Annotated in this window: 18 protein-coding genes and 1 pseudogene; 13 read left to right on the top strand and 6 right to left on the bottom strand. The window is 33.8% G+C overall.

Annotation, left to right across the window (positions count from 1 at the left end; translation table 11 throughout):
* Positions 1-427: 427 nt before the first annotated feature.
* The 6 genes from AAFN87_RS13520 (at position 428) to AAFN87_RS13495 (ending at position 9009) form a co-directional block, all read left to right on the top strand.
* Positions 428-622 (top strand): DNA modification system-associated small protein, encoded by a 195-nt coding sequence (locus AAFN87_RS13520; protein WP_347791609.1) that lies wholly within the window; start codon positions 428-430, stop codon positions 620-622.
* Between the two features lie 325 nt (positions 623-947).
* Entirely contained in the window at positions 948-2924 is a 1977-nt protein-coding gene (dndD, locus tag AAFN87_RS13515; protein WP_347791608.1) for a DNA sulfur modification protein DndD, read from the top strand.
* Positions 2924-4465: an ATP-binding protein gene (locus AAFN87_RS13510; protein WP_347791607.1), complete on the top strand. Its 1542-nt coding sequence runs from the start codon at positions 2924-2926 to the stop codon at positions 4463-4465. Before dndD ends, AAFN87_RS13510 begins: the two co-directional genes overlap by 1 nt.
* Positions 4466-4736: 271 nt before the next feature.
* Positions 4737-6791, top strand: coding sequence for a RecQ family ATP-dependent DNA helicase (locus AAFN87_RS13505; RefSeq protein ID WP_347791606.1), 2055 nt, complete (start codon positions 4737-4739; stop codon positions 6789-6791).
* A 14-nt stretch (positions 6792-6805) separates the two neighbouring features.
* Positions 6806-8140, top strand: a complete 1335-nt coding sequence (locus AAFN87_RS13500; protein WP_347791605.1) for a DNA-processing protein DprA — start codon at positions 6806-6808, stop codon at positions 8138-8140.
* A 521-nt stretch (positions 8141-8661) separates the two neighbouring features.
* A complete protein-coding gene (locus tag AAFN87_RS13495; RefSeq protein WP_347791604.1) occupies positions 8662-9009 on the top strand; it encodes a hypothetical protein in 348 nt (115 codons plus the stop codon).
* 111 nt (positions 9010-9120) lie between these two features.
* Here AAFN87_RS13495 and AAFN87_RS13490 read toward each other — a convergent pair whose 3' ends face one another.
* On the bottom strand, positions 9121-9447 hold the full coding sequence (locus tag AAFN87_RS13490; RefSeq protein ID WP_347791603.1) for a hypothetical protein: 327 nt from the start codon (positions 9445-9447) through the stop codon (positions 9121-9123).
* Positions 9448-9842: 395 nt separating this feature from the next.
* On the opposite strand from AAFN87_RS13490, the pseudogene AAFN87_RS13485 reads away from it, so the two are divergent.
* A pseudogene (locus AAFN87_RS13485) lies at positions 9843-10556 on the top strand (ABC transporter ATP-binding protein); the annotation flags it as partial.
* A 62-nt stretch (positions 10557-10618) separates the two neighbouring features.
* Positions 10619-12133, top strand: a complete 1515-nt coding sequence (gene opuFB / locus AAFN87_RS13480; protein WP_347791602.1) for an osmoprotectant update ABC transporter permease/substrate-binding subunit OpuFB — start codon at positions 10619-10621, stop codon at positions 12131-12133.
* 316 nt (positions 12134-12449) lie between these two features.
* On the opposite strand, the gene AAFN87_RS13475 is transcribed toward opuFB, so the two are convergent.
* Both AAFN87_RS13475 and AAFN87_RS13470 read right to left on the bottom strand, forming a co-directional pair.
* Entirely contained in the window at positions 12450-13391 is a 942-nt protein-coding gene (locus AAFN87_RS13475; protein ID WP_347791601.1) for a response regulator, read from the bottom strand.
* A gap of 15 nt (positions 13392-13406) precedes the next feature.
* Positions 13407-15173 (bottom strand): sensor histidine kinase, encoded by a 1767-nt coding sequence (locus tag AAFN87_RS13470; RefSeq protein ID WP_347791600.1) that lies wholly within the window; start codon positions 15171-15173, stop codon positions 13407-13409.
* A 144-nt stretch (positions 15174-15317) separates the two neighbouring features.
* Between AAFN87_RS13470 and AAFN87_RS13465 the strand changes: the two genes are divergently transcribed.
* From AAFN87_RS13465 to AAFN87_RS13445, 5 genes are all read left to right on the top strand, one after another.
* Positions 15318-15560, top strand: coding sequence for a (4Fe-4S)-binding protein (locus tag AAFN87_RS13465; RefSeq protein WP_347791599.1), 243 nt, complete (start codon positions 15318-15320; stop codon positions 15558-15560).
* Positions 15561-15836: a GNAT family N-acetyltransferase gene (locus AAFN87_RS13460; protein ID WP_347791598.1), complete on the top strand. Its 276-nt coding sequence runs from the start codon at positions 15561-15563 to the stop codon at positions 15834-15836. It abuts the gene before it with no gap.
* Positions 15837-15876: 40 nt separating this feature from the next.
* Entirely contained in the window at positions 15877-17652 is a 1776-nt protein-coding gene (locus tag AAFN87_RS13455) for a protoglobin domain-containing protein (protein ID WP_347791597.1), read from the top strand.
* A 254-nt stretch (positions 17653-17906) separates the two neighbouring features.
* Positions 17907-18536, top strand: coding sequence for a transmembrane-type terpene cyclase (locus AAFN87_RS13450; protein ID WP_347791596.1), 630 nt, complete (start codon positions 17907-17909; stop codon positions 18534-18536).
* Positions 18537-18855: 319 nt separating this feature from the next.
* Positions 18856-20550 (top strand): hypothetical protein, encoded by a 1695-nt coding sequence (locus AAFN87_RS13445; RefSeq protein WP_347791595.1) that lies wholly within the window; start codon positions 18856-18858, stop codon positions 20548-20550.
* 636 nt (positions 20551-21186) lie between these two features.
* Here AAFN87_RS13445 and AAFN87_RS13440 read toward each other — a convergent pair.
* The 3 genes from AAFN87_RS13440 to AAFN87_RS13430 form a co-directional block, all read right to left on the bottom strand.
* Positions 21187-21804 carry a cupin domain-containing protein gene (locus AAFN87_RS13440; protein ID WP_347791594.1) on the bottom strand — a complete coding sequence of 206 codons (618 nt, stop codon included), beginning with the start codon at positions 21802-21804 and terminating at the stop codon, positions 21187-21189.
* Between the two features lie 262 nt (positions 21805-22066).
* The gene (locus tag AAFN87_RS13435) at positions 22067-23131 is read right to left on the bottom strand and encodes an ABC transporter permease (RefSeq protein ID WP_347791593.1); all 1065 of its coding nucleotides are present in this window, start codon (positions 23129-23131) and stop codon (positions 22067-22069) included.
* On the bottom strand, positions 23128-23859 hold the full coding sequence (locus AAFN87_RS13430) for an ABC transporter ATP-binding protein (protein WP_347791592.1): 732 nt from the start codon (positions 23857-23859) through the stop codon (positions 23128-23130). Before AAFN87_RS13430 ends, AAFN87_RS13435 begins: the two co-directional genes overlap by 4 nt.
* Between the last annotated feature and the right edge of the window lie 49 nt (positions 23860-23908).

The raw sequence follows: 23908 nt of genomic DNA, 5'->3' as shown, positions 1-23908 counted from the left end.
AAGGGCGGCTGATGAATCACCGTTATTCGTCCGAATGTGATTGGTCGAAAGAACTGGCTTTTCTCTGCAAGTGAAGCTGGTTCTAAAGCCAATGCTATCTGCTTAAATTTAGCTGAAACGGCAAAAGTAAAAGGTGTCGACTTCTATTAATGCCTAGTAACGTTAATGACAAAACTGCCGAATTTACCTATACATCAGCAACTCCAAAATTTTAAATAACTACATACCTTGGTCGAAATATATCCAAGTCACATGTGCAAAATAGCCATCTATCCGAAGAAATTTCAGATAGATGGCTATTCGTTGTGCGTACCGGAAATGTGTGCATAGTGCATATTTTTTACTTCGAGCTAACTGTATAAAAAATAATAAATCAGGATAAATTGTAAGTAATCAACTAAAGCAACTAAATTAGAGGTGAAATAATTTGTATAATTTGGAACGTGATAAAGAACTCCTTGATTCACTTTGCGAAAAACATCAAGTCGAATCTGAATTGATATTCGAATTACTAGAAATAGAGCGTGATGTACGTCATTATGATCGTCGTCATCGTATTTATGAACGTTTACGCCAATGTGTTATTTCTAATTTGAAAGAAAAAAAACGGAAATCTCTTTAAACTTATTTACTGGCATCTATTACTGAAGGATTTGTATAAAATGATCAAGCTAGCAATAGGATTGGTGCCTAACTAAAGTAAGTAGGGAGAACTTCATGTAATTATGAAAATCCAAAATAACGCTTCCAAATACACAAAGAACCGATGACGTAGATTAAGCTCTCTCCAATTACAGCCATGATGTAACATCAGCCTTAATTAGGCAACTAAACAATATCAAACCACAAAAAAACTCATTATCCGAAGCCATTTTGAATCGAATAATCACACACTATCAAAAACTAATACCGTTGATTTATCATTACTTATTGAAGGAGGTTCTATAATGAAGTTTCTTAACTTAACAATAAACGGTTTCAAGATCTTTGAACATGAAATTTCTATACCTCTCGAAACAGATTCCACTGACAAAAATATTATTTTATTGGGGGGACTTAATGGAGCAGGAAAGACATCCTTTACGGAAGCAATTGAAATTTGCATTTATGGGGAAAAGCCCAACGTAATGAATACTTTGATTAATGACAATCATCAAATTAATGGGAAGAGTTGTTTCATAAAATTAGAATTAGAAGATGATATTGGCCGACATTTTATCGTAACCAGAAGCTGGATACAACGAAAAAGAACATTTTCAGATGATTGGGAAGAGGAATTATCAATTGTTCAAGATGGTAGATATGTTCCAAATCCTGAAATTATGTGGAAAGATTATGTGGATTTACACTTTCCTCGTGAAGTTACCCGGTTCTTCTTTTTTGATGGAGAGAAAATATTATCCCTTGCAGCGGATAATCCAGATAAAAATTTACGTTCTTCCCTTGAAGCTGCACTTGGTTTTGACTTGGTGAAAATGTTAGAGGCAGATATTACTACAATCTTAAAAGAAGAAGATTCGAAACGCAAAAAAGTAAATGACAAGGAAATCGAGTGGCGTTTAAAACAAATCGAAGCTTTGGAAGCCAAAAAACAAGATTTCTCACTCAACCTTAACAAGCAGTTAAAAGAAATTGAATCAATTGAAGAAAATACAGATTCATTAAAAGATGATTTCCGAAGAACATTAGGATTTGAAGTAGATGATTTACAAGTGAAAGAAGACATGAGACGAGAAGAAATAACGCTCAGTAATAAACTTCCGATATTAGAAAAAAATATTCTGGAATTTTTCAAAAGCACTCTGCCACTAGCTTTGCTATCCGATTTATTTATTGGTGTACATGACCAATTAAATTTAGAGAGCGAAATAGCTAAAAACAAGAGTCTAAATGAAGTAGCACCAAATCTCGCTAGTAATATTGTGTCTGAGATAGAGATTCCCTCCACAATATGCTGCAACCGTAGTCTTACCAATTTTGAAAAAAATGAGTTAATAGCACGAGTGGAAACTATTATCCGTCAAATGAGTTCTTTTGAACATAATAAGTCTATCCTTCAATTATCGAATTACCAAGAACGAGCGGTTCTCTCGCGAATAGAAGAAGTCGAAGGAAGATGGTGGGAGTCACGGATTGAACAAACATTAAAAAATCAACAAGAGGTCAAAGATAAATTAAATCAGTTACAACAGAGTCTTATCCGAAGTCGAATTCGCCCAGATCTGCAATCGTTTTATGAAGAAATTATTTCTGAACTAGAATCTTTTAATTCTCAACGTGGAAGCAAAATGAAAGAAATAGAACTAAATCAAAATGAAATAGTAAGAGTTGACGGTCAAATTAAAGAATTAAAGATTCAGCTAGAAGAAACTTATCGTCAATTTGAGGCTTCAAATGAAAGAGAAGAATTTTTAGAGGTAACTGAACGGGTTAAGAACCTACTTTCAGATTATCGTGATTTTATGTGTCAATCGAAAATCAGTGAATTAGAAAAACATACTTTGGAAAAACTTCAAGAAATTCTGCACAATGACAAAGTGGCAAGTCTAACAATTAACCCCAAGACATTTAATGTAGTCCTTCATCATAAAAATGGAAATATCATTTTAAAGGATAATATGTCAGCCGGAGAAAAGTTAATTTATGTTCTAGCTCTTTTATACGGGCTAGGGAAAACATCCAAACTTAACTTGCCTATTATCATCGATACCCCATTATCGCGTCTTGATACAATCCATCGTAATAAGTTAATTTCAAACTATTATCCGAATGCCGGTCACCAGGTTATTATTTTGTCTACTGATGCTGAAATAGGATCGAACATTTATCCTAATCTTGAAAATAATGTAAAAATAGCACTTTTGTTAACTAATAATGGTAATTTCACCACTGTCCAAAAAGAATATTTTAAGGGGGAGATATAATGGCTGATCGTATTGCTGTAGCAAAAAAATCGGACATAATTCTTGAAACTATTCGAACTAGTACTAAATTGGAATACGGTAACATTGCAAAGTTGGCATTATCCTATTCCCTGAAAAAGACTGGCCACAAAGTAACGGAGAGTTTAGATAGGTCTGGTAGGGAAATACGACGATCTTCGATATTTAGTGATGATAGAGAGGAATTGTTGTTCCAAACTATCACTCAATATGTCCATCAACGTTCTTTTGAAAAAGAAGATTTCATTAATTATCGATCGATTGTCAAGGATCATGTAGACAATGGCTGTCAGTTATTACAAGAACTTTATAATAGCTGTAATTCGGACGCAACATTATTCTTCCAGAGACTAATATTGGAGGTGGATACAAGATCTTTAAGTAACTACAATGGAATAATTCCATCCGAGTTCCCAGCATTAAAAATATCTATTGGTACTCACCCAGATACCCGTAAACCTGTAGTTCTTGAACTTAACAATACAAACAAATTTGCTAATCCAAACTTAGCAATTGCAGGAAAGTCAGGGGTGGGAAAAACTCAGTTTTTATTAAAACTCTTAGCAGATATACGCATACAATCAAGGCATAAGACAAACTTTATATACATTGATTATAAAGGTGATACAATTAATAATACTCGCTTTTTACAGGTCACCCGTGCTAATGTTTTTAACCCTTTTAGGAAACCAATGCCAATTAACCCTTTTATATTACCAGAATACACTTCTAAATCAATTAAAATGTCCGCTGTTGAAAAGGCGGACTCGTTTAGCTCCATTGACAATAAAATTGGGAGCGTCCAACGTGGAATTTTAGAAAAAGCCATTGAAGAAGCATACAGGAGAAGAACATCTGGTAATATTCCGTACCCTGATTTCCAAGAAACTAATGAAATCTTGAATGATATGTATATTGAAGAAGGGAAAAAGGCCGATTCTTTACTTGAAATTATGAATCATCTGGCAAATTTTCAATTATTCTGGTCCCATGAAGATGATGATCGATTAGTAGATTCTTTACACAAAGAAACATTTATAGTGGATCTACATGAACTCCCTGTGCTTAAAGAGCTTGCTGCATATTTGGTGATTGAAAGATTATATAAAGAAATGACAAATTTAGACGACAGTCCAATCGAAGAAGGATATCGCCACATTCGTACAGTTCTCGTCATCGATGAGGCCCACAACTATCTTTCTCAAAGAAATCCTTTTTTGGAAAAAATCATTAGGGAGGGCCGTAGCAAGGGAATTGCAGTATTCTTTGCCTCTCAATCACCTAATGACTATAATCAAAAGGATTTTGATTTTAAGGAACTACTTGAGTTTATGTTCATTTTTAGTTGTGACGGTGCTTCACCAAATCAATTACAAGAAATGCTTGGTTTAGATAGCAAAACCTCAAAAGACTTGTCTGTTGAGTTATCACATCTTACCAAAGGTCATGTTTTCACAAAAGATTTCGTAGATCATCGTGAATATTTACGATTCGAAGCTGATGCATTTCGTTTCAATTATTAGGATGGTTACAAAAGAAGACAATATAAATTAATGAGATACCAAAATATTTGTGTCTTTCGTAAGCCCGTAATTAAACAACACATATAAAACACCATGCACCTCCGGTACGTATAGACGTATCAAATAAAGGAGGTGCCTGTTTTAAATTATTTAATTAAGCACATCCAAATTATTCATCAAATATTTATGAAAATATCAATATTATACCAGTAATATCGCATTTAATGGGTTAAAATGTTGATGTATTCATAAATATTAGTGGGGTGATAGAATGCCAGTATTACAACAACAATTACAAACTATTTTTGGTACGTCTGCTCAGTTCCGTGATCAATACCAAGAAACAGCTGTAAGGAAAATTATAAATAAAGAACGTGTATTAGTTGTGCAAAAGACAGGTTGGGGAAAAAGTTTAGTCTATTTTTTAGCTACTAAAATATTACGTCAACGTGGAGAAGGTGCCACAATTATTATTAGTCCATTACTTTCTTTAGCACGAAATCAAATTGATAGTACAGTAAAGTATGGACTAGTAGCGGAAAGTATTAATAGTCAGCAAAATAGTAAGCATGAAGAAAGACAAAAGCTCGTATGGCGATGTAATAATGGACAATGTGATGTCTTGTTTATTACACCTGAACAATTACAAAAAGAAGAGTTTATTCAACTACTCAGTCAGTTGAAAATTGCGCTATTTGTAGTGGATGAGGCACATTGTATTTCAGATTGGGGCCATGATTTTAGACCAGATTACCGACGTATTCGCCAATTATTAAATAATTTACCAAGTAATATTGGCGTTTTGGCAACTACAGCAACGGCTAATAATCGTGTTATTGAAGATGTTGCAAAGCAATTGGGCGACTGTGAGGTTATAAGAGGCCCATTATTACGTGAATCATTGAATTTACATAAAATTTATTTACCAACTGTTGAAGAAAAATACGCTTGGATCTTAAATAATATAAATAAATTGCCTCGTTCTGGGATTATTTATGCAACTACTGTTAAAGAATGTGAACGTCTTGCGCAATGGTTACAAGCAAATCAAATTGCAGCGTATCCATATCATGCGGATTTAAATGAGCAAGTTAAAGTCGAACTGGAGCAAAAACTAATTCACAATGAATTAAAGGTGCTTGTTTCAACAATTGCATTAGGTATGGGATTTGATAAAGATGATATTGGCTTTGTTATTCATTACTATACACCCAAGTCGTTGATTGAATATTATCAACAAATTGGTCGTGCAGGTCGTAATATTTCAGATTCGTATTGTATTTTACTATATGGTGGCGAAGAGGAAATGAAGATTAATGAGTATTTTATTTTTAATTCATTCCCAAAACAAGAACATATAATAGAAGTGCTACGATATATTGAAGATAATACCAGTGTGAAAGTAGTAGATATTGCTCAAAATGTAAATGTGAAAAATAAAGTTTTATCTCAAATTTTGAAGTTATTATTAATTGAAGGTTTTATTGGGAAAGAAAAAAGCGAATATCATCGAACACCAAAAAAATATACATCTCAAGAACAATATTATGAAAGTGTCATTCAAGACAAGGCTAGAGAGTTTCAAGAGTTACTTCATTATCAACAAGAAAAGTGTTGTCTAATGGCCTATGTCACAAATCTATTAAATGATCCTTTTACAAGAAACTGTGGTAAATGTAGTAATTGTATGCAGCAATGGACAATGACAAATGATGTTGTTACGCAAGAACAGAAGAAGCATGTCCAACAATTTTTCTCGAACCAGTTTATTATTATAGAGCCAAGAAAAAGATCAGCTATATTTAATAGAAACTTAGCTTATGTTCATAGTCCTGGAGTGGCATTAAGTTATTATCATGAAGAATTAGGGCAAGAAGCTAGCCGTGGTAAATATCAAACAGGTGATTTTTCTGAAATTTTAGTTCAAGCTTCGGCAACTAAATTAAAGAAATACTTAACTAAATTGAATATACGTGGCAATACGATTATTGTCTCAATTCCTTCTAATAGACGCCCACAATTAGTTTCCACGTTTGCCAATCGACTAGCGAAACAATTACAATTACCATATGCAGATGTGTTAGGGAAACGAGAAAATGAACCAGAACAAAAGACTGCCTTAAATAGTCAAGTTCAGGAGAAAAATATCCGCGATTACTTATATATTAAAGATAATCAAAATTTATCGAATATGAATATTATTTTAGTTGATGATTTCGTTGATTCAAGATGGACGTTTGCTATCGCTGCAGAACTTCTAGGGGTGAATTATCAAAACGTCACAGTTATTCCATTCGCTCTTTCAGATACGAGTGGTAGTGACTAAGAAAGGAGAAAAATATGACTTTCTCAAAAAGTGAGGTAGCTACTTATTTATTTAGTGCTGCTTTACCTAGTACTAAAACATTAGCATTAACAATTATTGAATGGAATATGCTGGTTAAAGCGCTTGCCAATAATAATATGTATCCAGAAAGTTTATTACATTTATCTGAGAATGAGCTATCTCAAATTTTAAGTGACTGTTCTAAAATCCAAAAGGATCGAATCATAAAAAAAGTAACAGCTCGTAAACAACTTGGTATTGCAATGGTGGAACTAGAGGATTTGGCAAATCAAGGATATAATGTAATCTTCCGTTCTCAAATGCCTAAACGTTTAAAAAAATTAGAATTAAAAATACGACCTGCATTTTATTATAGTGTAGGCGATATTAATATTCTAAATAGCAAGCATACATTAAGCGTAGTAGGGTCTCGAAATGCCAAAAAAGAAGAATTAATGCAAGTTGAAGAGATTTGCAAACAAGCTGCACATCATAATATTGTAGTTATTTCTGGTGGTGCTGCTGGTGTAGATTCTACAGCGACAACAGCTGCCCTAGACAATGGTGGGAGAGTGGTGATTTTTCCTAGTACTGGTATCGGTCAATTAATAAAAAATAAAGCCAATCGACAATATGTACAAAATGGACAACTATTAATTATGTCTACCGAGCCAGTCTATGCAAGATTTACTGGAAGATATGCAATGCAACGTAATAAATTCATTCATTCTACGGGTGATGCAGTACTTGTAGGTGCTTCGCAAATTTCAAGTAATAAAAAAAGTGGAACATGGGAAGGCGTTATGGAAAATATAAATGCAAAATGGTCCCCTTTATATACTATTGGACAAAGTGAAGGGGTATTAGAGCTATTAAATTTAAATAAAGCAGAGGCCTTTACCTCATTACACAATATTTATCCACTTGGTGAACAATTGCGTGATATTTTTGAACAAAGATTACAATCAGTAATTAATGAAGGAATACAAGCTGGTGTCCCAGTTGACATGATTGTAGATGTATTACAGAAAAAAATTGATGGTTTTAAGGGAATATCACAGATATCTGATAATAATCTAGAGAATGACCCTTCACAAAAAGCTGTGTCATCTGAAAACAGTTTACCACTAATTGTTAAAGAAGAATTAGTGGATAGTTTTCCGACCAATAAAATAGATACTATTGATAATGGATTATTAAAGAGTATAGGGGTAGATAATAGTTATGAGGAAGTAACTACTACCGCTAAAAATAATGTGAAAGTAATCCCTGAGAAGGATTCAAAAACTTTAAAGGAAGCTAAGCTTAAAAATAAAGAATTTATTGAACAAATAGAACTTGAATTTTAATAAATAACTAAGAATGCACTTTTCAACGAATAAATTAACTATTTTTATTTTGAAGGGCTTTGACTTTTTGAAAGAACTATTCATATGAATCATGTATTAAAATATGTTGTCTCCGTAAGCATTTTTAGCAAACCTTATTAATTCCTTTGTAAGAGCAATTTCCGATGGTCAGAAAAGCCTTGTAAACATTGATATAACAAGGTTTTCTGATTTGATAGGTAGAACACCCGCCGTCTCCATACATATGAATCAAACAATTTCAAAAAGACCGCAACCTTTGATGTATACCATCTCTACTTTATCCTTTTAAGTAAAAGAATCGTAAACATTCAAGATTGTTTAGACGTCACCCATTTCACCTTATAACGTAAAAAGACATGAATAAGATGCCACTACATTCACACCCTAAATAAGTAGATTGCATTTGTATTTGTGAAAGGTTGTAAATTTTCCTAACGGGTCATGTTATGGTACAGTGGCTAGATTACCGCAGAATGTTTGTTGGAATGGAGGGTATTGGAATGAATACAATAGAAGAATTTGTAGAATCATTAGTTGCAGCAACAGTAAATAAAGAAGTGCAATGGAGCGTGGGAACACCTCGGTTGCGTTCCGTTTTAGAGGAAGTGTACGGAAATTCGGATAAGCTTTATATGTTTTTTGATGAAGAGGCTGGCACCCATGTTGTAGTGGCAACGTATCAGTATTATGAAGGTGAAGTCGAAGCAGACGAGTTTATTAAAGACGGCATCAGTATTTTACTTGTGGACGCTGATGATTTTGAAATTGTGAATGAAGTAACAGACGAAGATGTTGAAGATCCAACTATCGTTACAAATCTAATTGAAGCGATTGAATCTAAGAAATAATTTTATCGTTTAATCGTGCAATCGACGGATCAACACTTTGAAGATAAAGAGAAGGAGGCAGTTCTAGCCGACCTTCTCTTTTTTATTAGGGGTTTTGATGGCGAAAATGAGTTAATCAATAGACGTGTCTAATTCTTTAATTGTGGCGTTACTTTCACTTGGGATTTTGATTGAATTCATTTTCGTGATCGTATAATAAACAACACTTGAAAACAGTAGTCCAACAATCCAAGCGATATCAACACCGTTCAACATTGTAGCTATCGGTCCAACATACAAATCTGTATTTAAAAATGGAATTTGAATAAGAATTTTCACTAAATATATACTTAATGTCACTTTATTAAACGGTCGGAAAATGCCATCTTTTTTCTCATACTCTGAATGATGGTAGGTATTTCTTTTTAAAACAAAGAAATCGATTAAAGTTTTGGGCAAGACTTACCCTCATTACTACTTTTAAAATGATTATTTGCTATAAAAATCATTACCAAAAACGAAAGTCCTCGAACAAGAACGTTCCTTTAAAATATTTCACGATGAAAATATATAACCTATCAAGGTGATAAAAAGCTTTTAGAGCAGGTTAAAATATAGGACTTATAACCATATGAGCATAAAGCAAAGTGATAGGAATAGAATATAATTTGGAAGTGAAAAGCTGAAAAGAGGGAAAAGTCTACATCAATCGAACTTAATACTTAGTATTATATTTTAAGGAGAATAGGTAGGAGTAAATCATTGTAAGGAGATATAGTGCATATTTTATGTACTGGGTGCTAACAAGCTTTCACAAAAAAAATTTTGCAGGCGCCAGGAAAAGGGGTTTCGCAATGATTGTATTTGAGAATGTTACTAAAAAATATGAGAATGACCAGATTGCAGTGAATAGCATTGATCTTGAAATTAATAAAGGAGAATTCTTCGTCATTATTGGTCCTAGTGGTTGTGGAAAAACGACCTTACTAAAAATGATCAATCGTTTAATTCCTTTGACTGAAGGAACGATACGAATTAACGGGCAGAGAATAAGTGATTATAACATCCATGAATTACGCTGGAATATTGGCTATGTGCTGCAACAAATAGCGCTTTTTCCGCATATGACGATTGAAGAGAATATATCGATTGTGCCGGAGTTGAAAAAGTGGCGGAATGAAAATATCCAGCGTCGGGTACGAGAGTTACTCGAGATGGTGGGGCTTGATGCCGATCAATATAGCCAACGAAAGCCGAATGAACTTTCTGGTGGGGAACAGCAAAGGGTAGGGGTTATTCGTGCATTAGCAGCTGACCCGGAAATTGTTTTAATGGATGAACCATTTAGTGCACTAGATCCGATTAGTCGGACGAAATTACAAGACGACCTTCTTGAACTTCAACGCTCGATACAAAAAACCATTGTTTTTGTTTCGCATGATATGCAAGAGGCATTAAAATTAGCTGATCGGGTTTGTGTGATGAAGGATGGGCGAATTGTGCAACTTGGTACGCCTCAAGAAATCATCCAAAATCCAGTGAATGATTTTGTTCGAGAGTTTATAGGAGTGAACGAGCATACTTTCCATAACCAACGTTCTACAGAATCCTTAGTAAGAGGAGGATTCGAATGATTAATTTTATGGATGTTTTTAATGAACGTAAAGGGCAACTCGTAGCCTCTATACTAGAACACATGCAGATTTCATTTATTGCTTTATTTTTTGCAGTTGCCATTGCAATTCCTCTAGGAATCTATTTAACAAATAAGAAGAAAATTGCAGAAAGCATTATTGGGATTAGTGCTGTTTTACAAACCATTCCTTCATTAGCGTTACTCGGGTTGTTAATACCGTTGTTTGGCATTGGGAAGGTGCCCGCTATCATTGCTTTAGTTGTCTATGCGCTTTTACCGATTTTACGAAATACATTCACTGGAATAAATGAAGTGGATGCTTCGCTTAAAGAAGCGGCTACAGCGATGGGGATGAACACATGGAAAAGGCTAGTGAAGGTGGAACTTCCACTTGCTATGCCCGTGATTATGGCGGGGATTCGGACAGCTATGGTCTTAATAGTAGGTACAGCAACACTTGCCGCATTAATCGGTGCTGGTGGATTAGGGGATATTATTTTACTTGGAATTGATCGTAATAATCCTTCACTCATTATACTAGGGGCTGTGCCTGCTGCGTGTTTAGCATTAATGTTTGATTTTTTACTTAAAAAGCTTGGATCACTTTCCTTTAAAAAATCAGCCATCACATTAAGTGCAATTAGTATTGCGGCAATACTGATGATTATTGCACCACTAGTAAACGTCAATGAAAAAGACGAGATTGTCATTGCTGGTAAACTTGGATCAGAGCCCGAAATTCTGATTAATATGTATAAATTACTGATTGAAAATGAGACGGATTTAACCGTTCAATTAAAGCCTGGCTTTGGTAAAACTTCATTTGTATTTAATGCACTAAAATCCGACAGTATCGATATTTACCCAGAATTTACGGGTACAGCCATTTCCGAGTTTTTAAAAGAGGAAGCTGTTAATAATAATGAAGAAGATGTGTATGAACAGGCTAGAGCAGGGATGTTGGAGAAATTTGATATGGTGATGCTTAGCCCGATGAAGTATAACAACACCTATGCACTAGCTGTTTCAAAAGAAATGGCAGAAACCTATCAATTGAAAAGTATTTCGGATATTAAAGCTATCCAAGAATCCATCAAAGCAGGTTTTACACTTGAGTTTAATGATCGAGAAGATGGTTATTTGGGTATACAAAAGCTCTATGGAATTACAATCGATCATATAAAAACAATGGAACCGAAGCTTAGATATCAAGCAATTGATACAGGCGATATTCAATTATTAGATGCCTATTCAACAGACAGTGAAATTCGGCAATATAATTTAACTGTGTTAGCTGACGATCAACAGCTATTCCCACCATACCAAGGCGCACCATTAGTAAGAGCAGAAACATTAGAAAAATTTCCTGAAATAGAACAAGTGTTAAATAAACTAGCGGGTAAAATAACGGATGATGAAATGCGTGAAATGAATTATCAAGTTAACGTAGAAGGCAAAAATATAGAAAAGGTGGCACGTGAGTTTTTAGAGAAAGCGGGTCTATTGTAGAGGGATATTGCTTTAAAAATGCAGCTGGAGAACATGAATCGTATTTCTCCAGCTTTTTTTTTATGTTGTTAAGCTGCTTTCTTGTTGCTCTTTTTCTTTGATTTTTTGCTAGTTACTTTCTTGTCAGCATTTTTCTCAGTTTTTTTTCTTCGCTAACTTTTTAATAGAGAACGTGAGCACGAGAAACTGATGGCTGAGGTAAGAGCAATTTATATCACTGTTATCAGCTTGTTCCCATCCAAGCTTCAAACTGACTTTGTATATAGTCTAAAGGGGCTGTCCGAAAAAGTGACAACCCCCTTCATTAACAATTCACCTACTGCAAGACATAAATACGCTCATAGTCTTTTTTAAGACCTTCATATAAAATCGCATCTTTGTCTTGATAATAATCTAAAAGCTGGTGTAATAACTTTTGATGCTTAATTACATATTGCTCGCGCGTATAGATTGCCCAAGAGTAGTCTTGATTTTCAAAGAGTGTGCCTTGTTTAGAAATATAATTAACGATTTCTAAAGTAGAAGGGTCTGCTATATTTGAGAAATTAATTTTTTCGAATTTAATTATATCTAAAATGATCGGTTGATTTGATTTTAGTTTATAGCCTTCATTTACACTGGAAACGGTGAAAGGAAGATTATATTTTTCAAAGGTTTTATTTAGTAAATAGACGGCATTATACATATTGTGTAGTCCTTTTTCTGGCCAAATTTCTTCTGCTAATCGCCATTTGTTAGCGACCTGTGTAGTATTTGTGAGTAGGTAGGCAAAGAGTTCTTCTACTTTTCGAGTTGGCCATTTGATGATCTCTCCTAAATCGTTCTTCACTATAAAATTACCGAAGCATTGGATGTTTGAATGTAGCATCTCATTACTCGATTTCGTTTGATTTTGAATGAGCTTTGCACGTTTCAAAATTTTAGGTGTGATTTCTTCAATATTTTCAGGTAAAACAGGCTTTAATAAATATTCACTAGCTTCGAGTTTTAACGCTTCTAAAGCGTATTGTTGATAGGCTGTAATAAAAACGATTTGATTGGCATCTGATTTTAACAGCTTCGCTAATTCAATGCCTGAAAGTCGAGGCATTTCCACATCTAAAAAGATGATGTCGGGATTGAGCTGCGGTATTTCTGTTAGTGCATCTTCTGGTACTGTATATGCGCCGATTACATCGAATTCCTTTGTATTTTTTAAGAAATAGATAATAAGGTTGAGAGAATTTACCTCATCATCCACGACAACAGTTCGTAGCATTTATGCAATTTCCTCCTACTCTATTGGTAACGTGATAAAAATAGATGTCCCCTTGTTTACCTCAGATTGTATTTCCACTGTAGTATCTTTCATATAATGAAGTCGCTTTAATGTATTTTGGATGCCAATGCCTTGATTACTCTCTTTCCCCTTTAGTACAGTCTCTAGTTTATGTGTATCCATACCTACACCATCGTCTACTATTTCAATCTTTAAAGAGTGACCGATTTCATGGATGCGTAATTGAACATGACCAGCCTCTATTTTATTAAAAAGACCATGGCGAATGGCATTTTCTACAAAAGGTTGAATAGTTAAAGAAGGTATTTTTTTGTTGAGAGCTGACTCGTCAACTGTTACTTCATAGTGTATGCGATTTGGAAACCGAGCCATTTCAATTTCGACATAGGCGTCTATTAATTTCAATTCATCTTGCAATAGAACCGTTGTATTTGTTTGGCTATTTTCAAATATTAAACGTAAGTAAGTGCTGAATTTGCCTAATAATCTAGCTGCTTGTAGATTATCTGTATAACATAAAGCAATAATGCTCGTTAATGCATTGTATATAAAATGCGGCTTGATTTGAGCATTAAAATAAGAAATTTTGGATTGTTCTAATTCCTGCACTAAACGATTTGTTTGAATCAATATATAGATCAACATATAAGTTGTAAAAGCAATTAACCAATAATGAGTAGGAATATTCGTTCCAACTACATTGTAATAAATTCTTAAACTCATATAGATAGAAAGAAAGAGAAATCCTAATAGTAATGCGAGATTTTTGTATATGAGTTCATTGTTTTTATAAAAATGATAAAGCATAATCATCAACTGAATGACTAAAACAACTAAGAGATATAGCCAAATACAAGCTTCTAACATTTTTAAATGGACATCTTGCGTCAAATACAGCAAGCCGATTAATAATGAAATCGAACAAATAAAGCTAACATTTTGTAGTGTAATTCTATCGCGACCTCGGATGGCTCTATTCAAGGAGATTAGAACAATAGCTGCTATTAAGGCAATGGTCGTTTTTAATTTAAATAAAGTCACAGATGAAATAGTCGGAAACAAAGCTTGTCCTAGTTGTTCTCCAGATAAAAGTAAGGAAGCAGCTACTAAGGTTAAATAGCAACTTATATAGAGAAAGACCTTTAATCGCTGTTTTGTAAAATAAAGTACTAGCGTGTAAATAGATAAGATCATAAGTAGTAATAAAGTAAATACTATAATGACGAATTCCTTTAGTTCAAATTGCTGCATAGCTTCTGCCTGACCAAAGATTGGTACTTTTAATAGAGACACTTTTGCATTAGTTGGGTAAATTTTTAACTCTAGTTGAACTTGCTGTTCTTTTGCATAAAATTGCACTCTTTTTTTATTGGCAAAAGTGTAAATGCTTTCGATTAATTCACCATTTACATAGAACTCGAATGGTTGTTGTAGACCATCTAGATGGATTTTATATACCTGCTCGGCCATAGGCAAATCCATTAAAAGAGAGAGGACTACAGGTTGTTTAGCCTCTAGATGGAATGGGATATTAGCAACGGGGGCAGATCCATTGTTTTCGTGTGTATTGATCCGCCAACCATTTTGTAATGTAAAAATTTGTTGTGTATTTGCAATGATTAATTCATTTGCATTTTCTTTTTGAGTAGGTATAGAGAACTGTGAGTCATAGCTATAGTGCAGACCTATTACAAGTAAAATCGGTATGATCAGTAGTCCAATATATATTCCTTTTTTCTTGAAAATAGTTATTTCCTCCAAGTATTTTAGAAATTTTAGAGATGGATAGTGTATCTATAAATAGAATCTATCGCCAATTATAACGAAATGTAATAAGAAAGAACATGGCTTTTAGAGCTGAAATAGAACGTCAATTAAAACCATTAACATAGGGAGTGAAAGAATATGACAGAACAACAATTAATAGAACAAGGCTATCGAAAGTATGAGGGAGAAGGAATCGATGTTTATTACGCACTTAACCTTTGTAAGCATGCAGGGAAATGTGTAAAAGGTAGCGCGGAAGCTTTTGATCCAAAACGTAAGCCATGGATTCTTCCAAATGCAGAAACATCAGTCGAAATGGCACGTATTATTGATACATGCCCAACAAAAGCACTTCAATATATCGTAAAGGAGCAAAAGTAAATGAATATTATTGTAGAAGAAAAGCAAGTAACAGCAAAACAAGGTGAGTTAATTTTAGGTGAGATGACATTTGTACATGCAAATGACGAGTTTTATATTATTGACCATACAGGCGTTTCAAATGAAGCACGTGGTCTTGGTGTTGGGAAAAAGTTAGTCGTAGCATTCGTAGAGCATGCCCGTGCAAAAAATATGAAAGTGTTACCACTTTGTCCTTTTGCTAAAGCAGAGTTTGAAAAAAATATCGATTATGCAGATGTGTTATTCCAAAATTAGAAATAAAAAGAGAAGTTAAAGAAAAGGAAATGAATGCATCATGTTATTTACTAAAAGACAACATAAAGGGAATTATTCGTATTTTACGGATAATTCCCTATCTGACATTGTTACAAACGAACGTTTTAAAGATAAATTAGATTTTTTGTCCCTCACTCAAGTACGTAGAGATTCTGTACAACCATTAGCCCAAATTTATCATGAAAATCGCCAAATGATTCTTGATCAATTTTATGCAAGGTTACTGCAAACAGAAGAATTTAGTGCTATTATTCACCGTCATACAACTGTAGATCGTTTAAAGCACACGTTTGATCTCCATTTTCAAAGCTTGTTTCAAGATGAGTTAACGATTGAATATGTATATAGCCGAAGAAAAATTGCTGAAACGCATGCTCGAATTGGTGTGTTACCTAACTGGATGATTGCGGCCTATACGTTAATCAATCAACTAATTATTCCATTGATTTTGCAAACTAAATATAAAAGTGACAAAGAAAAAATGGATTTATTACTAGCGTATGATAGTTTAGTAACAATTGATCAGCAAATTATCGTTGAAACCTATATTGAAATTCAAGGGAATTCTATAGTGAATGGATTAGGCGATATTATTAAATATAATACACAGCTAGAGGAAATGAAGGAGCTTATTCATTTTCAAGAAACGCAACATAAGGATGCATACGAAACAAGTGGTTTAATGCAACAACTTGACGAAAGTATTGAAGAAATTTCAACGTCAGTCGGCGATATATCACAACATACGAAGCAATCTTTATTGTCACTCGAACAAGATTTATCTAAGTTGAAAGCTATTTCAGAAGTGCTTGAACATACAAATAATAGCCAACAAAAAGTTCAGGACAATGTAGTGTTACTTATAGAGAAAGTAAATAATGTAACGAATTTAATTGATTTTATTAAAGGGATTGCCAATCAGACAAATCTTTTAGCATTAAATGCTTCGATTGAGGCAGCACGTGCAGGGGAAGCTGGGAAAGGTTTTGCAGTTGTCGCTGAGGAAATTCGTAAATTAGCAGATGGAACAAAAAAGTCTGTAGAAACTATTCAAGTCGATATGGAACAGTTATTAGCAATTACAGCTGATATTAATCAATTAACAAGTGAAGCAACAGAAAATCTACATAATGGTGTAAACGAAACGGTACAAATCATTGATATGTTAACCAATTTAAATAACGATTTGCAAGTTCAGGGGATACGATTCCAAGAAATTGCGACAATGACAAAAAAGCAGTCTGAACAAACTTCAAAAGTGGCAGAACATAACCACCGTATTTTTGAAAGCACAGTACATAGTAAAGAATTAATTAATAAAACAGGTGAAGCCATTTATCAATTAAGTAAAAAGCTAGATCATTATCGTGTTCAAACGATCTCCAAAAATTTTATATTGAGCCAAGAGGATATGATTGAATTACATATTACAGACCATTTACTTTGGAGATGGCGTATTTATAATTTATTGTTAGGCTTTGAGCAAATGCAAGTGGAAGATATTCAACCAGCACGTGAATCAAGAATTGGCCAGTGGTATTACGGACAAGGTATGAAACTATTAGGCGGAGAAAAGGTATTTAAAAATTTGGAACGTCCTTTTACTCAAGTTCATGAAGTAGCAAAAAAGGCTGTTTTATCTTATTTAAATGGCGAAAAGGAACAGGCAGAGCATTTATTAGAGGAATTAACACGTCATTCATCTGAAGTTATAGACAATTTAAAAGCCTGCCAACAGATTATTAAACAACAAAAACAGTATAAAAGAATATCCAATGATTCAAATCAAAAATAGTAGTCAAAATTGAAAAAAAGTTAAACGCAGCTACATATTAATTTGATTCTACGTCAGAATGAAATTGCTGACGTAGAATCATTATCTATGCTTCCGATAAGCATAAAAAACTTCTAAACGCTTAATCCTCCATGCTTTTTCTGTAAGTGTAGAATTATTGGGCAGAAAAAGGAAAAATTCGAATAAGAAATACCAATCCACTCATATGGTAACAAAGACAAGCAACGGTTCTTATTTTTTAAAGGATGGTGTATTTGACAAATCAAATTAATTGGTATTTAGTGTTGCAATTAGGGATGGGTCTGTTTTGGATTGTGACGTACATGCTAATAATATTTCGAGGATTTCGAGATCAAGCATATGGCATGCCAATGGTCGCAATTTGTGCGAATATTTCATGGGAATTCATTTTTGCATTCATTTACCCAATAAATGATTTACAACAGAAAATCACGATGATTTGGTTTGCCTTAGATATTGTCATACTGATGCAATATTTAATTTATGGTCGAAAGGAATTCAAAAAATACCTTTCTAGGAAGCTTTTTTATTCATCTTTCTTCATTACACTAGGCTTTTGTTTTTTCATAATACTTTTGATCACACATGAGACTCATGATTATGAAGGGAAATACATTGCTTTTTCACAAAACTTAATGATGTCAGGTCTGTTCATCTCTTTATTGTTTTTTAGAGGGAATTTGAAGGGGCAATCGTTAGCAATCGCCATTTTTAAAATGCTCGGTACTTTATGCATTTCTATTGCGGCCTATATGTATATCAAAACAAGCTTCTTTACAATTATTTCCATTTCCATTCTATTCTATGATTGTATGTACATTTGCTTAGTTTACAAGTTGTATCGAAAATCAATACCTGTATAAGAAAGTGAATTTATCAATCGGTATATCTTCTTTTAAGAAATAGACATTTAAGTAGTGTGATTATACCTCAATATCCACGACAACAGCTCGAAGTATCTATGTTATTTTTCTGTGTTTAATATTATAAAAATCGATGTTCCATTGTTTACAATCTTTAATATTTTTACCTTTTTCATTAGATTTCATATAACTTTATTCTAACCTCTACCCTACACTCAACTAATCAAAATTCCTCAAACCATTTATATTATTTACCAAATACACTATAATAATCCTGTCCAATTGTTCAATTGGGTGAAAATAAAATATGAGGTGTAAAATGAAATACTTTAAAAAGCTAGTTGTCATGATACTGATGCTTTTGTGTGTAGTCATACCGATGAAGGTTGAGGCAAAGAAAATTGATGCGAAGCCACAAATGGTAGATATTTTGTTAAATGATGAGCCGGATAGAGCAAGCGTTTATAATATTAACGGCGACAACTATTTGCAACTTAGTGATCTTGCACAACTCTTAGTGAATGAGTCGAGCAAATTTAATTTTAACTTGGATAAAAAGAGTAAAGTCATTGAAATTATTCCGAAACAAAAATATGTATTTGGCTACTACACATATAGAGATAAAAAAAATACGCCAAAAAAAATTAGCAATAATTCTACAAAGCTATTAATAAACGGCAAAACTCATAATTTGAAAACGTATTTAATCGATGGCAATACATATTTCAAACTCAATGATCTTGCATCACTTCTTGGATTTGAAGTAGGCTATGATCAAAAAGCGAAAAAAGTGAACATAACAACAGAGCCAATTCCTGGTGTGCATCAGCTTGGCAAGCTTGCTTGGGGGGTAAATTTAAAGTCAAGCAATCACCCAAGTTGGGCAGATCAAGTGAAGGATTTCGTATTTGAAAATAATGGTGGGACGATTTCACTGTTGGAGGTAGAGGATGAAATTGTCATCACAACCTATGATAGTAACTATAAAAAGCTAGCATCAAAAAAGGTAAAAAGAGAGCTGCAGAAGTTTGGTGTGTTTTATAGTGGCGAAAAATATAACTATATTTCATATGGTGCAACTAATACTGAGGAAAGCAATAAGGAAGTCATTCGCATTGTCAAATACGACAAAAACTTTAACCGTATTAGCGCTGCTTCTATTAAGGGACACGACATTACAACAACAATTCCTTTTAATGCTTCATCAGGAGGGCGCATGGCAGAGTATGGCGATATATTAGCCTATCATACATCCCGTGAGCGTTATACGAGTGAGGACGGAAAAAATCATCAGTCCCAATTAACGATTGAAATCGACACAAACACGATGCAAGTTATTAATGAATTATCACCATTTCAATGGAACCATGTTAGCCATTCCTTTGATCAATACGTTACGATGGATGGCGATGCAACAGTGTATTTAGATCATGGTGATGCATATCCACGTAGTCTTGTGTTACATAAAAAGACCATTGATGGGGAAAATGAAGTGCTATCTTTCTTTGATATTTCAGGCAAAAGAGGCGCCAATGTGACAGGAGTTTCAATCGGTGGATTTGAACAATCTAGCAGCCATTATTTGGTTGCGTTTAATTCTATCAATCAAAATAACAATTATGAGTATACTTCTTTTGATTTAGTCAATGGTGATGCAGATAAACGCAATGTTTATGTATATGCGATTACGAAAGATTTTTCGTATTCAAATCAACAAATGACAAAAACGGTTATAGCTAATTATGAAAAAACGAAGCTTTATACAACGACACCGACACTCGTAAAAGTAACAGATGATAAATTTGTTGTGCTATGGCAGGAATACTCCAAGGATCTGATAATGGGTGATTTTAAATATGTGTATGTAAATGGTCTAGGTGAAATGACTTCGCCAGTTCGCACATTACCAGATTTCAAGCTATCGAATGTTCAACCAATTGTCAAAGATAACAAAATCATCTGGTTTGCGAAAGATGGTAAAAGAAAAGTAATTTATGAAATTGACGTGCAATAAAAACAGTCAATGTCGTTTTTCGGATAAAAGAAACCCCCGTAATTAGCAATCTATATATGTTATAAAAAACTAGCCCTTGCACAATCAAGGGCTAGTCCACCTTACTTCGTATTCAATAGCATTGCAGGTCCAATGAATTCATAATGAATTTGGCTGTCTGGGATGTTGCATTCATGTAAAGCGTTAATGGCTACTTTCATTAGATTGTGCGCAGACGGTACTGTTAAACTCCAAAAATACACCATATTTTCAGCTGATTAATCGAGAGTATAGTGTCAAGTAATAGACACTATATTAAATAAGGTCAATAGAATCGAAAATAAGGTCAATAGAATTCGAAATATGGTCAATAGAATTCAAAATTAGGTCAATAGAAACAAGAATAAGGTCAATAGAATTCAAAATTAGGTCAATACCACAAAAAAGTGGGAAGCCACTATTTCCTATGTGAATCGTGGTTTTTATCAGGGAAACGCTGAACATTGAGCAGAAACATAGTCATTTCATTGTGAAATGACTATGTTTATTTTGTAATAAAAAACACTGTAGCTAAACTCAATTTTTTTGAGTTTGTCTACAGTGATAGAGCTTCTATGAATCTATATTGCCTATAAACATTTAGAACGTGAGGATAGGTTAATAGGGATAAATAAAGTGACTTTGATAAGGAAATACTTCGTGTGGATAAGCTCTAAAATATTGCGAATGAGGGGTATAAGTAGCTTGTTGCAATCTGTTGCAATCTTTATAAGGACCGATATATGTTGATGGTTGTATCGGTTCGATAGTTTTCTTCCATTGATTTTCATCTAAACAATACGTATGCGCCATGACATTAGATGGTGTGAATTTCAAAATATCTGACCCTAATATTACTTCGGGTGTTGGTGCATCAAAAATAGCTAGAAGATGTGTGTTATCGACCGTAGCGATTTCGTAGTGCCACCATCCTTGAGGTATATTTGCTACTTGCCCGGGAGTTATTGGGTAGTTTTGAATTTGCTTAGTATAGGGATTTAATAATGACACTATTGCAGCCCCGGATATACAATAAACAAGCTCTGCTGCATTTTGGTGGTAATGGGGCTCAACTACATTACTCTTACTAAGAAAAATATCTAATAGAGACACATTCTCCAATGTGTTTAGCTGTTTAATGCCAAGAATATTAATAAAGTTTTGATCATCTTTTTTAAAAAGCGTGCTAGTATTTACATCAAATGTGAACTGAGCTAGTTGATCATTGTAATTCATATTTGCGCTAATAATTTCATCCTTCCTTAATGAAGATGCCTATAAATTATTAACTCAGCATATGTATAGCTAGGTTTTTGGGTTATGCTTTTGCCTATTCTATTTTAGGCAAAACATTATCAAAAATGACTTGCCAGTTGTTTGAAGCGAAATCGGCGAGACTCCTACGGGAATAGCGATCTTTTTTTTGTGACGAAAGCTAGCGGCAGTCATGTGAGCTAAAGCCCCCCGCAGGAGAGTTAACGCTATATCATTTTCAATTTTATAGCTTACGATACTTTTTCAAAGCAAACAAATTTAAAACGATAAAAACTATTGCAAAAGCTAATAAAATATATAAATTACTACTAATGTCAGACAAACCCAAACCTTGATACATTACTCCTTTTAGAGCATCTGCTGCATAATACAAAGGCATAAGCTTCGCGAATACTTGTAACCAATCCGCCATGCCCTCAATAGAGAAAATACCTGAAAAGAATACTTGAGGTACGATTATTAATGGAATGAATTGAACCATCTGAAATTCTGAACTCGCAAAAGAAGATAATAATATACCAAGCGACAAAGCGACAAGTGCTACGATAATATTAATTAAAATGACATTCCAAATTGAGCCAACTAAAACCATATCCAACACATGTATCGCATACAACACAATAATAACGGTCTGTATGAGTGCTAATAAACCATAGCCAATAAGATAGCCTGTGACAATTTCTCCTCGTTTAATAGGTGTTGCCATTAAACGTTCTAACGTACCGGTCGTTCTTTCGCTTAATAAACCTATGCCAGAAATTAAGAACACGAAAAAGAAGACAAAGAACCCTACTAAAATAGGACTAAAAGTATCGAAAAGCTCTGTTTCACTGCTACCGTAAATATAACTTGTCTCCATCGAGTCCTGTGAAAGTAATTGGCTTTGCATCCCGATAGATTCCATTAATTTCAATTGAGTTTCTTTACTATAGATTTGCTTTACTTTCATTTCTAAGCTTTTCGCTATTGTAGGATCGTCATTAAGCAATATTAATGTTGTTTTATCATCTTCTACTTGTAAAAAACCATCTAAATTATTATCTACTATAGTTTCATTTATATTAGAAACTTTGTCATAATCTAGTACTATTATATCTTCATCATTTAATTTTTTGATTATTTGCGGATCCCCATTAGTTACTCCCAAAACAGGGGAAACGGTATTTCCATTAAAGACTAGATTCATAAGTGTTAATACTAATAATGGAGCAACAAAGAGAAGAGCCAATGTACGTTTATCTCTAAATATTTGCAATAAAATTCTCTTAACTAATGCTACTATTCTCATTGTGCTTGCCTCCCTGCACCTAAGAATACCTCATCTAAACTATTAACTGCATATTGATCTTTCAATTGTCGAGGTGTGCCAGTCGCAATAAGTGAACCATCTCTAACCATTGCAATATAATCACATTTTTCTGCTTCATCCATTATGTGAGTCGTTACAATTATGGTTTTTCCTTCTTCGTTTTTCAATCTTACTAACTCATTCCAAATGCTTAATCTTAACTCAGGGTCAATTCCGACTGTAGGTTCGTCTAAAATTAAAATTTGGGGGTTTTGAATTAAAGCGATTGCAAGAGATAATCGACGTTTCATCCCTCCTGAATAAGCTGCTACTCTTTTATTAAGATCCGCGGTTAAATTGACAAGTTCTGCGGCATAGGCAATGCGTTTCTGTTTTTCAGATTTATCTAGCTTGAAAAGCGAAGCGAAAAACATAAGATTTTCCTTCCCCGTAAGAGCTGTGTATAACGCGTCTGATTGTGCCATATACCCAATTTGCTGCAAGATATTTAAATTGGGCATTTTTTCACCTAATAAATAGATAGAACCTTTATCTGGAATATCCATCCCAACCATCATCTTTACTAAAGTTGTTTTTCCAGCTCCCGAAGGTCCAATAAAACCATAAATGCGGCCTTCTTTAATATCAAAGTTGATGTCTTTTAATACGACTTTTTTACCGAAACTTTTAGTTACTGCTTGAACTTGAATAGTAGTCGTTTCTTCCATTAATAATCCTCCCCCTGAATGCACTATAAAGATTTAAGTTTCTTTTCCT

The organism is Solibacillus sp. CAU 1738, assembly GCF_039888725.1.
Classification (GTDB): Bacteria; Bacillota; Bacilli; order Bacillales_A; family Planococcaceae; genus Metasolibacillus.
This window is presented reverse-complemented; position numbering and strand designations above follow the sequence as displayed.

What these genes read in the sequence shown, in the direction of transcription:
- AAFN87_RS13495 (WP_347791604.1), top strand. Translation starts at nt 8,662, where the DNA reads ATGAATACAATAGAAGAATTTGTAGAATCATTAGTTGCAGCAACAGTA.
- AAFN87_RS13430 (WP_347791592.1), bottom strand. Translation starts at nt 23,859, where the DNA reads ATGGAAGAAACGACTACTATTCAAGTTCAAGCAGTAACTAAAAGTTTC.
- dndD (WP_347791608.1), top strand. Translation starts at nt 948, where the DNA reads ATGAAGTTTCTTAACTTAACAATAAACGGTTTCAAGATCTTTGAACAT.
- AAFN87_RS13510 (WP_347791607.1), top strand. Translation starts at nt 2,924, where the DNA reads ATGGCTGATCGTATTGCTGTAGCAAAAAAATCGGACATAATTCTTGAA.
- AAFN87_RS13440 (WP_347791594.1), bottom strand. Translation starts at nt 21,804, where the DNA reads ATGAATTACAATGATCAACTAGCTCAGTTCACATTTGATGTAAATACT.
- AAFN87_RS13445 (WP_347791595.1), top strand. Translation starts at nt 18,856, where the DNA reads ATGAAATACTTTAAAAAGCTAGTTGTCATGATACTGATGCTTTTGTGT.
- AAFN87_RS13460 (WP_347791598.1), top strand. Translation starts at nt 15,561, where the DNA reads ATGAATATTATTGTAGAAGAAAAGCAAGTAACAGCAAAACAAGGTGAG.
- AAFN87_RS13475 (WP_347791601.1), bottom strand. Translation starts at nt 13,391, where the DNA reads ATGCTACGAACTGTTGTCGTGGATGATGAGGTAAATTCTCTCAACCTT.
- AAFN87_RS13500 (WP_347791605.1), top strand. Translation starts at nt 6,806, where the DNA reads ATGACTTTCTCAAAAAGTGAGGTAGCTACTTATTTATTTAGTGCTGCT.
- AAFN87_RS13505 (WP_347791606.1), top strand. Translation starts at nt 4,737, where the DNA reads ATGCCAGTATTACAACAACAATTACAAACTATTTTTGGTACGTCTGCT.
- opuFB (WP_347791602.1), top strand. Translation starts at nt 10,619, where the DNA reads ATGATTAATTTTATGGATGTTTTTAATGAACGTAAAGGGCAACTCGTA.
- AAFN87_RS13455 (WP_347791597.1), top strand. Translation starts at nt 15,877, where the DNA reads ATGTTATTTACTAAAAGACAACATAAAGGGAATTATTCGTATTTTACG.
- AAFN87_RS13465 (WP_347791599.1), top strand. Translation starts at nt 15,318, where the DNA reads ATGACAGAACAACAATTAATAGAACAAGGCTATCGAAAGTATGAGGGA.
- AAFN87_RS13435 (WP_347791593.1), bottom strand. Translation starts at nt 23,131, where the DNA reads ATGAGAATAGTAGCATTAGTTAAGAGAATTTTATTGCAAATATTTAGA.